The sequence below is a fragment of the Bacteroides cellulosilyticus DSM 14838 genome (assembly GCF_000158035.1).
In the GTDB taxonomy this organism is placed as follows: Bacteria; Bacteroidota; Bacteroidia; order Bacteroidales; family Bacteroidaceae; genus Bacteroides; species Bacteroides cellulosilyticus.
This window is the reverse complement of record NZ_EQ973491.1, coordinates 1,440,868-1,454,797: the sequence shown is the minus strand read 5'-3', so window position 1 is coordinate 1,454,797 and position 13,930 is coordinate 1,440,868. Positions and strand designations below refer to the sequence as shown.

The 13,930-nt window shown below is 36.9% G+C and carries 8 protein-coding genes; all 8 read right to left on the bottom strand.

The window, feature by feature from the left end; translation table 11 throughout:
* Positions 1–2,023: SusC/RagA family TonB-linked outer membrane protein (locus tag BACCELL_RS17955; RefSeq protein ID WP_007213390.1), on the bottom strand; the 2,023-nt coding region annotated here is incomplete at its 3' end.
* Between the two features lie 29 nt (positions 2,024–2,052).
* Complete coding sequence (locus tag BACCELL_RS26925) at positions 2,053–3,465, bottom strand: IPT/TIG domain-containing protein (protein ID WP_007213389.1); 1,413 nt, start codon at positions 3,463–3,465, stop codon at positions 2,053–2,055.
* A gap of 27 nt (positions 3,466–3,492) precedes the next feature.
* The gene (locus tag BACCELL_RS17945; RefSeq protein ID WP_007213388.1) at positions 3,493–4,014 is read right to left on the bottom strand and encodes a sigma-70 family RNA polymerase sigma factor; all 522 of its coding nucleotides are present in this window, start codon (positions 4,012–4,014) and stop codon (positions 3,493–3,495) included.
* Between the two features lie 298 nt (positions 4,015–4,312).
* A complete protein-coding gene (locus BACCELL_RS17940; protein ID WP_007213387.1) occupies positions 4,313–7,096 on the bottom strand; it encodes a two-component regulator propeller domain-containing protein in 2,784 nt (927 codons plus the stop codon).
* 356 nt (positions 7,097–7,452) lie between these two features.
* Entirely contained in the window at positions 7,453–9,267 is a 1,815-nt protein-coding gene (locus BACCELL_RS17935) for a RagB/SusD family nutrient uptake outer membrane protein (RefSeq protein ID WP_007213386.1), read from the bottom strand.
* 13 nt (positions 9,268–9,280) lie between these two features.
* Positions 9,281–12,349, bottom strand: a complete 3,069-nt coding sequence (locus tag BACCELL_RS17930) for a SusC/RagA family TonB-linked outer membrane protein (protein ID WP_044154105.1) — start codon at positions 12,347–12,349, stop codon at positions 9,281–9,283.
* 128 nt (positions 12,350–12,477) lie between these two features.
* The gene (locus tag BACCELL_RS17925) at positions 12,478–13,023 is read right to left on the bottom strand and encodes an RNA polymerase sigma-70 factor (RefSeq protein WP_007213384.1); all 546 of its coding nucleotides are present in this window, start codon (positions 13,021–13,023) and stop codon (positions 12,478–12,480) included.
* Between the two features lie 23 nt (positions 13,024–13,046).
* Positions 13,047–13,930, bottom strand: an 884-nt coding sequence (locus BACCELL_RS17920) for a glycoside hydrolase family 88 protein (RefSeq protein WP_007213383.1), incomplete at its 5' end; no start/stop codon positions are given.

Sequence of the window (13,930 nt, the reverse complement as noted above, 5' to 3'; positions counted from 1 at the left end):
AATATTTCCAAGCTGTAGCACCGGAATTGCTTACATTAATGCTGGTCAGATAAGGGAAACGTTTACTTGAAATACGGTCATTACCTACCAAACCATAAGAAGCGCGTATCTTAAAATAATTCACCCATGGCAGATTATTCTTCACCCACTGATAGTTACTGGGAACCCAACCGACAGAAATAGAAGGGAAGAAACCAAACTGATTGCCAGACTGGAAATTCTCAGAGCCTGTATAACCGAAGTTACCATCAATCATATACAAATCATTATAATTATATCCTAATTTAGCAGACAGACCTTGATAACGAACAGGAATAGCTAACATACTATTTTCTACACCATCATCTACAGACTTTGAAGCCGTTTTCTCATCACTCATTTCATAATGCGCAAGCGCTGTAAAATTATGCACATCAGCAAACTGACGACTCCAAGTCATGGTAGCCTGCAAATAATATTTGCGGTATAAATCTTGATACTTTGAGTATTGGACAGTTTGCGCTACACTCTGTCTCGTACCTGCCAAATTTCCATTGGCATCACGATGATCATAATACCATAATTCAGGAACTACTTTACGGGTTTCATCAAACCATTCCTTGGAAGTATAAGCACCTTGTACATTCAATTTTAAGCCTTTGGTTATCATATCCAATTTTTGATCAATGCTTAATGTATATACAGAGTTAGTGTAATCCTTTGTCTTTAAACCAGTATGATTCAAATTTACATAAGGAGAAGCCAAATCATCAGTTCCTGATGCTGAAGGCAACATACCATTAGAGTATACAACAGGAATAGAAAGAGGAGTCAACTTACTACATGCAGACCAAAGTTTGTCAGTATCTTCGCTACCAGGTAAATTATTGATTGTCTTATTAGCATTTACACCAAAGTATAAAGTAGTGGTCTTGGTCAAATTCATATCAATATTTGCACGAATTCCAAAAGTATTATATGCTACATCTTTGAAATATCGACTATTTTTATCTTGTTTATATGCTGAAGATTCATTGGAATAATTCAGACTAATAAAGTAACGAGCTACACTACCACCACCTTGTGCACTAGCATAATAAGTTTGTTGCCATGAAGAATTATTCAGCAAGACATCCTGCCAATCAACATCCGGATATAAATCTGGATCAAGACCATACTGGATGATTTCTAATTCTTTTTGGGAATATTTAGGATCATCGCCACGTACAGCCAATGCTTCGTTGGCAAGTTTGGCATATTCGTATCCTCCACAATATTCCGGCAGACGCTTCAACCATGACATAGTTGCATTGGCACGCACCTTGAACTGTAATTTCTCATCTTTACCTCGCTTGGTAGTAACCAATACTACACCATTAGCACCACGTACTCCATACATAGCCGTTGCAGAAGCGTCTTTCAACACTGAGAAACTTTCTACGTCAGCCGGATCCACATCATTCAGACTCCCCTCTAACCCATCGATTAATACTAACGCTCCGGAACTATATCCAAATGTACCAATACCACGTACCCAAAATTCAGATATATTCTTTCCCGGTTCTCCGCTAGATTGCATCGAAATGATACCGGCAACACGTCCTCCTAAAGCATTGGCCAAACTGGTTGCGGGTAACTGCAAACTGGCTACATCAACAGAAGTAACCGCTCCTGTAGCAGATATCTTACGAGTTTTCGCACCAAAAGCTTCGACAACAACTTCCTGCAGCATTTCTGCATCCGGATTCATCTTTATCAATAAGTTTTTCTCTGCTTTCAAAGCAAGATATTCAATTGTAGAATATCCGATAAAGGTAAACTGCAATTTATCACCTCGATCGGTTTTCAAAGTGAAATGTCCATCCACATTGGTAATAGTTCCAACTCCGGGCTTATCTTTCACATAAACATTAACTCCAATCAATGGTTCACCATTTTCATCTTGTACTGTACCAGACAATACAAATGATTGTGCCTGTGCCATAACTGCCATCAAACAGCTAAAAAGGAAAAGACACATTTTGAGTCTTAATTGATTCTTCATTTTAAAATTTACAGATTAAAAAAGGTTGATTATAAAAACATTAATTTCATTATGACACGGTTACCTGCATCTGCAATATAGATATCTCCATTGGGAGATAAACAAATACCTGCGGGCCAATTCAGTTTCGACTCTTTCGGACTTCCCGTTGAAAATCCTTTCTGCTTACCAATACCGGCAACTGTAGTCATCATGTTAGTTTCTAAATTGAACTGACGTACACAGCAGTTTTTAGAGTCACAGATATACATTATTTTTTCTGATGTTTCTGGATCGCGAGTCAACAATATCTGTTCCGGATAACTCATTTTCGCAATGGAAGAATGACCATCTTGGAAATCGCCAACGCTACCTCCCATACCACCAACGCCACAAACCACAGTTTCAAAACCAGGGTCGGAAATATCTTTCGACAGATCAAGGCAAGTCACTATATTCTTTTGCTTAAGTGAACAATATATTTTCGTATTATCCTCAGGATCTCCACATATGAAGTTATCAACAGCTCCTGAGGGACACACCCCTACTACATCATAAACACGATCTTCAAATTTGAAACGAAACAAGGTTCCATCATAAGCACGACAATAAATCCATTCTTCTCCCTTAGCATCTTTAGCACGTACAAATGAATAACACCACATTAAATCTCCATTTTTATAAGGGCGATACCCCTTGGCTTGGTATTCAGTATTAGGGGCAACCAATTGCCTAAGTACCACCGCATAACTATCGTAAGGGTCAACCTCCCAAAAATATCCCCTTCTCATACCTGTGAAATAAACTTTCTGAGTTACCTCGTCATACCAAGGAGCTGCCGGTTCTCCTGCATTTGCATCACCATAAGCAATAAATTTAGTTATATATTCGTTCTCATCAATATAAACAAGGCTTCCTTCCGCATTTTGAGCGCGATGATTCAAATAAATAACCCCTTCAGGATCTACTGTCAGATTATACATAGATTTACCAAACTCTGTAGTTTGGAAACTGCCTTCTACAAATGCTACATTAGTGGAACCTACCTGTCCACAAACATATTGCAACTGATAATTTTTCTGATATTTAAATGACTGGTTACAAAATACAGTATCTGTTGTGTTACCATCGAAAAGCATGCCTATTTTGCACTCTTCACCCGGAAGTTTGGGTACATGTATTAATGCACGATCTCCTGATGCCCCTACTACAATCGCTTCTTTCTGATTGAAAAAAACTCTCAGACGTTTAGGATCACTACCCAAATTTTCTCCCCGTAAGATAACTTCATCAAAATACCCTCCGGAATCAGGATAAATTTCATCAATTACCACAGGTAAACTTGGGTCATACTCTTTATACCCTTTGTCACCATCATTACACGAGCTAATAAAAATCAGCCCCATGACCAAAGCTATCCCTGATAGATAGCGTTTCTTAAAATTCACTTTACGGTTTTTCATAACAATAAATTAATAAATACTTTATAATTAAATAGATTGTTTGATATATGTACGGATCTCTTTACGACTAATAAGCAAATGATTTTCAACTGTACGCGGTGAGATATGGAGTTCAGTAGAAATTTCAAAGGCGGTTTTATATTGAAAGCGATTCATTGTATACACTTTTCTTCGTTGATAAGGAAGTCTACTCAATTTCTCCTGTTCGAGCCAAGATAATTCTTTTGCATAAAGCTTATTTTCAACATCGTCTACACTTGTCCTGACCGTTTCCAACAAATATGCATTTATTTCTTGTTCTTTATAGTAACGTCGCAAATAGTCTGTCACCAAATTACGAGCAATTGTGTAAACGAAATATTTTATTGTATCGATATTGAGATAAAACATATCACGATAAGACAACAGACGCAAAAAGGTATCTTGTGTCAAATCTTCAGCTCTTTCTCTATTATTAATTTTATTATAGATGTAACGGAATATTAAATCGTAACACCCTGTATAAGCATCAGCTATTACCTGATTTGAAAGGACCGCAGCGTTTTTCATATGGAAGCATTTTAATGATTATGACTGCAAATATAAAGGAGTAAAAAGAAAAATATTCTTCCTGTAAGCCACAATACATCCCTTCCGTTTTAGATGTACAAAACGATTAATTAATCAACTATCAATCAACAAGATAAGAAATAAAAAACATGAGTCTCAAATAATTATAAAAGACTTTTCAGAGGATAATACATTGTTTTTAACCCCATCGAAATACCCTAAAAGGACACACATTGTTATAAGAAGATAATTATTTATACTCATCTTCTTATAACAATGCATAACCGCAAATCTACAGTTAATTTTGTTTCTCAAAAGTTTTGATATACTCACTCGGATAAATACCGTTTATTTTTTTAAAATAACGAAAAAAAGAAGTACGGGAATTAAAACCACACATTTCAATTAATGCATTCAGAGTATACTTGGTGTGTGCTCCTTTTTCTATCAGAAGCTTAAATTCGGCAAGTCTACAAGAATTTACGAAATCATAATATCCACTATGTAGATATTGATTAAATAAGTAAGATAAAGTATAGATGGAGGCCCCAGTAGCAGTAGCTAAATCATTTAACTTCATGTCAGGATTAAGATATAATTTTTGAGTATCCATACATTTCCTGACTTTACACAACAGTTCTTCACATTCCTCTACCGTTACACTAGTAGTCCGATATTTCTTTTCTCCATCGATCTCACTCTCCTCATTGGCAGGCTGAGATTTAAAACACCATTTTGTGATGCTCTGAATCTGCTCGGTTCTTCTTAAATAGAAATAGACTCCGGCTAACATCAATATGCCAATCAAACTAAAAAGCCCAATATAATAGATTAGTGGTAGAGATATATAGAGATTCAAAGTTGTTTCTGATTGTGGTGCTCCCATACGTCTTACTTTCAATTTGTAACTCCCCGGAAACAGTTCATAAAAAGTCAGAGTTGAATTACCGGTAAGAATTTGCCATTCATCATCTTTCTCTCCCAACCGATATTCATAAAACATGTGTGAAGGATCAGTATAAGTCAGTCCGGAAAAATTAACTGTAACATTCCTCCTCCACATTTCTAATCGACATTCATAATAACCTACCCCTTCGTTCAATACTAGATTCTGCGCTTCTCCATCTACCATGATTTCGGATATAGCAACAGAATAACGAGTCTTTTCTTCTACGCTCTGCCAATTGGCTCCCAACTTTAGCAAACCATTTGAGTTGCCAAACCACATATTTTCACCATGATCGGTCACAGGAGTGCAACTTAAAAAGATTGAACTGGGAACACCGTCAGCAAAACTATATGGAATAAATGTATTTTTCTTATCATAATGATATAAACCATCATTTGTTCCTAACCAAAGCCAGTTCTGTTTATCTTCAATAACAAAAGTTATTTCTTTTCCTTCAAGCAAGCTATTAGGGGCAAGATATGCATAATGATTCATAGATAAATCAGATATAAATAATCTCTCTTTATCAGGAATGAAATACAGTTTATGTTCCGAATCCTCATAAACATACTTTATCTTTTCTTTATGTATAAATCCAGATGGAAAAACATCTGCATAAATCCTCTTCTTGTATGGATTCCAAATCGCCAGACCATTTTCTGTGCAAATCCACCCTTTACCTGTTGAGTCAAACATGATATCATATACATTATTCCCCGGTAATGGTGAATTTTCCATCGTATAATGATATATAACCTTATCATCCTGATAACAATATACTCCTGAAGAGGTACCAATCCACAACTTATTGTCAACATCTGCTTTGACACAAAAGATATGCCCGTTCAAAAAGGGTGTCTTCTCCTGTGGACGAAAATCCTGCACACTCATATCCGAAGGATTGAATATATACAGCCCACCTCCATACGTACCTATATAATATTTTTCCATAAATGTAGCGCAACACAATATAATATTACTACGCAACAGAGGAGTCTTCAATGTCTTAACATTTCCATTCTTTTCATTTATATAGAATAAACCATTGCGCGAGCCTATCATTTTTTCATGTTCACCAATATTCAAAGTACGCACAGCTATATTTTTCGAATCGAAATACGGAGGAAAACTATATACCGAAAAAGCACTGTTCTTATAATAAGTGAAATTAAGCCCAAACTGATATAATCCTACCCACAGTATTCCGTCACGATCGAGCAACAGAGAATAAACAGAATTCGAACGTAAGCTTTCCACTTCATTAGGATTATTACTAAAATTCTGAATAATCTTCTGTTGCCGGGTAGAAACGAAAAAGACTCCTCCACCATCAGTTCCTACATATAATAAATCTTTCCCGTCTGTGGTCATCTGATTTATCACATTACAACCAATATCCATAAAACGGCTGAATTGCTTTGTAACCGTATTGAAACAGATGATACCTTGTTCCATGGTACCTATATAAAGAAGTTCTCCTATACGTTTAACTGTACGATAAGAACAAGATAAATGTTTACCAAAAAGTGGATTAATAAATAGAGTCGTCTTTCTTTCATTATCCAGTTCCACCAGATATAAATCTTTTCTGGTTAATATCCAGAGATTATTTTTTTCATCTAAACACATGGCAGAAATAGAGTTATCTGCTGTCAACGGATTATTATCCAAAATTATCCGTTCCCATTCTCCGGAATATTTTCGAATCCATAATCCTGTTTCACTTCCCAGATATAAATTACCTTGATAGTCTGAAATAATTTCACGTACTCCACCTTTTATTGTATCCTGACCTATAGGGTTCAACCTCTCTGACTTAACTTCCCATAACCCCATATCATTTCCTACTAATATTCGATGCCCTTCTATTTCAGCAATAACATTTACCCATTTCTTTTTTTCACTATTTCCATGAATCGGATAATGTTTGAAACGAACACCATCGAAACGTTCTACAGAAGTAGCTGTACCTACCCATAGGAAACCATTGGAGTCTTTATAAAGTGCACTAACCTTTAAATCGGATAGCCCATCAGCCCTTGATAAACTACGAAAAGCATATGTGTTTGCCAAAGCCGAAGAACAGTATAAAAGATTCAATAGTATAATAATGATCCATCTGATGTCTTGCATATAGTATAAGATTAAAAACGAAACAAAGTAAAAGAAAAAAAACGATAAAAAGAATCAATTTTGAAAAAACGAAACCCAATATCTGGTCGATTTCTCTGAGTTTCTTATTTTCATCACTATTTTTGGTGTCTCAAGACTAAAACTAGAAATGACCAATATGTAATGGGGCAATAATCATATTATAAAAGAGTAATAGACATATTATTAAATGACGATGCTTTGTTCTCCTCAAAAGCTATAGATTTCTTTGCTGAATATCCTTATCATGTAAACCTCATATACCCAAGTAAATCATAATAAAAAGGACTATCTTCGTTCGTGAAGATAGTCCTCTAAATATCAGTTATCTGTTATACCTATTGCCATCCTGGATTATTTCCCAGCTCCTGACCATTAGACAAAGAATTCAGCCAAGTTAAAGGTATCGGACGACGAATATACTTACTTAAAAAACTCTCTTCAGTTAATTGAGTAGGTATACCGCCGGCTATATTCCTGGTATCCCAATTATATTTCAAAACTCTTTCCGCCAGCTTACGGGTTCGTTGAAGATCATTCCAACGAGGTACTTCCGCAAAAAGCTCCATTGCACGCTCATCCAAGACATCATCTAAAGTTACAGTACCTGTATATAAGGATAATCCTGTTTCCAAAGCATTCTTCGCAGCCCTTTCTCTAACCTTATTTATATAGTACAAAGCATTAATATTATCATTATTTTTAACAGCTGCCTCCGCAGCAATTAAGCAGGTCTCGGCAAGGCGGAACATATAGATGTCACGGGTTCCGGAAGCATTGCCATTTTCATTGTACACTGTATTAGCATCCTTAAATTTCCAAACTGGCAAAAAAGCACGGGTATTGGAATTTGTAGACTGATAACCTAACTTGAAATAATCGTCAGAAGACATATCAGCAGGATCTCCCGTTGGAAAATTATAAACCTTATATTTCACAGCATCTTTATCTGCCTGAGACCAATGTTTAAATTTACTATCCGTAGGTACAGGGAAATAGATGACGGTATCTCCTTTCTCAAACACTCCTTCAATGGCACCTGTACACTGAAACCAGTTCTTACCTGTATCTCTGCCATCAGTAGAGGTTTTCGGATCACCATTCAGCGGACTCATAAACGTTACAGAAGCTCTTCGATCCTTGAACCAATCATACATCATATAGGCAAACTTAGTAGGAATGGCAGCAGCATCGTCATTACTATAATAAGAATCTTTTGAAAGTCCTGCCCATCCTTCTCTATAAGGGAACAAGAACCATTTAGGCCAGTTATTCACATTATGGTTGGCACCTGTAGAAAATCCCACACTAAATATGATTTCATCATTAGTTTCATTGGATTGGCAATGTACCATTTGAAAATCTTCCAATAGCTTATGACCGGAATTATTAATCACATCTACCGCATCCTTATATGCATTTTCAAAATCCCGGGAGTCTGCATAACTCTCATAACCTCTGGTCAAATATACTAACGCACGCAAATGCTTGGCAGCAGAAGCAGACATACGTCCATAATCACTACCAGTCTGTCGGGCAGGCAATATACGTATTGCATCTTCCAAATCACTCAGGATTTGCGTATAAAACTGCGCACCATCGGAAAGCTCAGCTGTCTTGACCGGAGCTAATGGTTCATGAATCATCAGAGGCGCCTGTCCCCAATTACGCACAATCTCAAACAAGAAGAGTGCACGTAGCGCTTTAGCCTCAGCTACTCGTTGTTCCAGCACATCATCTGCCAGGCCATCGGGATCATCACTCAACAGAATTACTTTATCAGAACGATCGATTGCCGCATTCGCATCTTTCAGCGCCGCATACAGATTATTCCACATTGTATAAACACTACCTTCGTTAGCATCATAGTTAACCGGGTATTGATTTAAATTAGACAACCCTATCGTATTATTCTGTGTACATATATCTGTACCAAGACATCCGAGAGATATGTATTCTTTAGAGTTGTAGATCGTCCTTAACCGGGAATAACACCCATTAATTAACCCCTCATAACCTGTTTTTGTCTGAAAATACTCATCAGCAGACTGGCTGGAATAATTCGTTTCATCAAGAAAACCAGAACAGGATACAAACCCGCTTATGAATGTCAGGGTCAATAACCCTTTTATTAGATATCTTTTTACTTTCATAGTACTTTATTTTTTAGAATGAAACATTTAATCCAAATAATACATTACAAGTTATCATATCTGAATTAGATACTTGCTCGCTGGGTTGTTCCGGATCAAACCCGGAGAAACCTGTAAAGGTAAACGGATTCTGCACTGTAGCGTAAAGCCTCAGATTACTCATTTTTATACGATTCAAGAGATTTTTCTTAAACGTATATCCTAAAGTAATATAGGATACCTTCAAGAAATCGGTTTTCTGAACAATGTGTGATACACTTTTGCCTGTTGTATTCTGATCTCTGTAAGGTCCCATATTCGACGGCTGTGCGCATGAATTGGTAGGATTCTCTGGGGTCCAATAATCTTTTTTCATATTACCCAGATTAGCATTATTATTTTCCAATGCATAAGATACGTAGAATTGATTTCTCAGTCTTGCTCCAGTCTGGAAATGCATATGGAAAGACAAATCAAACTCCTGGTAGCGGAATGTATTGGTCATACCTCCTGTCCAGTTAGGAATACGAGAACCATTGATAAAACGGTCTTTATCATTAATTACTCCATCATTATTATAATCACTGACCTTAAATTGTCCGGGCTTCTGACCATACTTCTTAGCCGCCTCTTCTTCACCCAACTGCCATACACCAATAGTTTCAAGATCCCAGTTTAATTGCACTGGTTGGCCAATAAACCAACGGTTATTATAATCTCCCTGCATCCCTTTCAAACGATCGGAATAAACACCCAAATCTTCTTTGAAAGCCAAGTCTACGATTTCATTCTTATTATAAGATAAAGTAAAAGTTGTTTGCCAGGAGAAATCTTTCAAGCGGATATTCTCAGTATTCAACATTATTTCGAAACCTTGATTTCTGACTGAGCCTACATTATCGCGTACACTGGAATATCCCAAATGAGTTGGTATACTCTTGTTCATAATCAAATCTTTCGTCAAACGATTATAATATTCCACAGATCCTGATATACGATTATCAAAGAAGCCGAAATCTACTCCGACATTGTATTCAGAGGTTCGCTCCCAACCCAACTTATCATTACGAATATTATTAGGATAAGTACCAATAACCGTATTGGTTCCGAATGAATAATACTGTGAACCTGCAATGGTTCCATTCGTGGAATAAGGGCTTACCGTATCATTACCGGTCTGACCATAACTCAAACGCAGTTTCAGATTAGAAAGCCAATCAACACTTTGCATGAACGCTTCTTCTTTCAGGCGCCATGCTACTGCCACCGACGGGAATAATGACCATTTATTGCCATCAGCCAACTTTGAAGAACCATCGTAACGTAAACTTGCCGTCAACATGTACTTGTCTGCCAAAGTATAATTAATACGCCCCAGGAATGACATAAGATTGGATTGTACATAACTGGAAGTCATGGAAGTCATCTCACCTCCTTGCAAGTTATACCACAAAGAGTTGAAAGGGAGATCTTTGGATGCTCCTCGCATCTTCTCATCCTGATTTTGTTGTAAAGAGTATACACCGGTAAAATCTATCTTATGTATTTTATGTTCCCAACTGTAACGAACAATATTATCCCATACCCAATTTGTATAGTTATTCTTATCTAACAAATTAGTAGCACCTTTGGCAGTCCCTTGCAATGCTTTAGTCCAGACACCACGATATTGGCCTATTTGGTCATTCGTCATATTAGAGGCAAAGGAAGATGTCAGTTCCAATCCTTTAACAGGAGTCAACTTCACATATACATTTGAAAGAATATTCAGCTTCTTTGTTTTATTAAATTCATTCTGATTAGTTATTAATGGATTGAACATACCGTTACTTGTATATTTCCAGATTTCTTCACCCGTTACAAGGCTATAAGGATGTTGAGTAGGACGCATACGTAAAGCATCGACCATCAATGAAGAATTACCAGTATCCCTAACAGAATGGGTCATATATAGACTTCCTCCAAATGATAAATAATCATTAGCCTTTAAATCAACAGCAGCACGCATATTATATCTTGAAAATTCCTGGGGAAATTGCATACCATCTTCAAAGTAATAGCCACCACCCAATGTATACTTAGCCTTTTCAGTTCCACCTGTAGCAGAAATAGTATGGCTCGTCATAAATGCCGGTGATGTAATAGCATCTACCCAATCATAATAATTTCTATCCTTAGCGGCTTTCAATTCAGACGGATCTGTGAAAATTTCCTCAAGGGTTTTATAGTTATTATTATTAAGTGCTCTGGCATTTTCCATAGCCAATTGAACATATTCATCCCCCGACATCATTTCGGGAACATGAGTATAATTTCTAAAACCTGCATAGCCACTATAGCTGATTTTAGGGTCACCAAGAGAGCCTTTCTTTGTAGTAACCATCACGACACCATTCGTAGCACGCGAACCATAGATTGCTGTAGATGAAGCATCCTTCAGAATGTCAATCTTCTCGATGTCATCCGGATTTATGTTATCCAAGCTTGCTCCGGGAATACCATCAATAACCACTAACGGAGCACTTGAACCAGAAATGGAACTTACGCCTCTGATCTTAATGTCATAGCCACCACCAGGCTTATTGTTGCTCTTCAAAATACTGACACCTGCAACAGATCCTTGTAAAGCTCCTATAGCATTCGCATTACCTCCACGAACCAATGTCTCAGTACTCACAGAAGAAATGGCACCTGTCAAATCTGATTTCTTCATCGTACCATATCCTACTACCACAACTTCATCCAGCAATTCAGAGTCCTCTTTCAAGGTTATTCTCAACGTACGATTGGAGCCAATTGTAATTTCCTGAGTCTGATAACCGACATACGAAACCTGCAACTTCCGGTTGGGAGAAACATTTAATGTAAAGTTACCGTCAACATCTGTAATGATGCCATTGGTGGTACCTTTTTCCATTACTGTAGCACCAATAACCGGTTCTCCTTGAACATCCACTACCTTTCCGGTAATTTTAACCGAATTCTGCAATACCTCCTGAGTTATAGGAGATACAGCCATACCATCCACTTGTTCTGCAGCCATTTCACTTAATGGCAAACAGGACAATGCTAAAAGCATAAAGAATTTGTCTTTCTTATTCATAGCATGCATTTTAAGTTTAACATAAAAAATCACATTTAATTATTTAGTCAATATATCTTCAATGAACATAGATTAAACGGGAATAAACTTTCATTCACTCAAACAAAAGATAATTTTCGCTATTTTTTTTAGGAACATAGATAAGAATCCACATATTCTCGTAACACGTTGCGGGCGATATATATTTGATTCTCTACTGTTCGTATTGATAATCCTAACTTTTCGCTGATTTCCGGATTAGAGTACTCATTCTTATACTTCATTACAAATATCTGTTTACATTTAGGAGGTAACCCTTTTATACGATTTTCTACTATTACAAAAAATTCTTTTGTCAAAAGAGTATTGTGTCCATCTCTATTCAATGCAGATATAAAGTCATTTCCAGAGACTTCTTCATAATGCTGTTCTATTTGCTTATGACGTATCAAATCAATACAGCGGTTATAAAGCGCTTTGTAGATGTATTTCAATACTGCACCTTCCGATACAAAATAATTAGTCTGCTGTAGCAAATTGATAAATACATCTTGTACAACATCTTCAGCATACAATTCCTCTCCCATCGTTTTTTCAGCATAGTGCACGAAAAAAGTGTGATACTTTTTATAAATTATCTCGAAAGAGTAATTTCCAACCGGACAATATCCGGCAATCATCAATTGTGTATTCATAATAGATAAGATTAAGGAAGTATTTATAAATTAGCCAGTATAGAACGTTTCTCTTGTAATCTCTTAAAACGAATTAATGCTTCAAGATAATAATAGTCCGCATAAATAATGGATGCATCAACTTCTCCACCACGAGGCATATGACCTACCGAATGTAACAAAAAAGCATATTTTGTATCTCCTGCCTTATAAGCAGAAGATGATAACATTTCAAGCATCTTTTCTGCCTGGTCATAATAATAATGTGAAGAGTCACGCTCGGTTACATAAGTAGAAAGTTCCAGTAAAGCAGAAGCTGTAATAGCCGCTGCGGAAGCATCTTTAGGTTCTCCAGAAGACAAGTCGGGAGCATCAAAATCCCAATAAGGAATTAAATCCTCCGGTAAACGGGATAAATAAGCATCTGCTACTTTTCGGGCAAAGTTCAGAAAGCGCACTTCTCCCGTTTCACGATATACCATAGTATAACCATAAATAGCCCATGCTTGCCCACGTGCCCACATGGAGTTATCGCTCAGCCCTTGATGAGTCACACCTTTTATAAAATGTCCGGTAATCGTGTCATATACGGCAACATGATAGCATGAATAATCTTTGCGAAACTGATATTTCATTGTGGTATCGGCATGCTCACACGCCATATCATATAGACGGCGTTCTCCCCCGTTTCGGGCAGCCCAAAATAGCAGTTCAAGATTCATCATATTATCAATAATAGTATTATGAGGCCAATTTTCCTTTTTTACCATACCCGGCCATGAAAGAAAAGTACCAACTTCAGGATTAAACAGAATTGAAAGAGAATCAGCTGCACGTAATAATCCTTCTTTATATTCCGTATTACCCGTCAAACGATATCCATTGCCCAAACTACACATCGTAATGAATCCCATATCATGGCTCCTTG

What these genes read in the sequence shown, in the direction of transcription:
- BACCELL_RS17935 (WP_007213386.1), bottom strand. Translation starts at nt 9,267, where the DNA reads ATGAAAGTAAAAAGATATCTAATAAAAGGGTTATTGACCCTGACATTC.
- BACCELL_RS17930 (WP_044154105.1), bottom strand. Translation starts at nt 12,349, where the DNA reads ATGAATAAGAAAGACAAATTCTTTATGCTTTTAGCATTGTCCTGTTTG.
- BACCELL_RS26925 (WP_007213389.1), bottom strand. Translation starts at nt 3,465, where the DNA reads ATGAAAAACCGTAAAGTGAATTTTAAGAAACGCTATCTATCAGGGATA.
- BACCELL_RS17940 (WP_007213387.1), bottom strand. Translation starts at nt 7,096, where the DNA reads ATGCAAGACATCAGATGGATCATTATTATACTATTGAATCTTTTATAC.
- BACCELL_RS17925 (WP_007213384.1), bottom strand. Translation starts at nt 13,023, where the DNA reads ATGAATACACAATTGATGATTGCCGGATATTGTCCGGTTGGAAATTAC.
- BACCELL_RS17945 (WP_007213388.1), bottom strand. Translation starts at nt 4,014, where the DNA reads ATGAAAAACGCTGCGGTCCTTTCAAATCAGGTAATAGCTGATGCTTAT.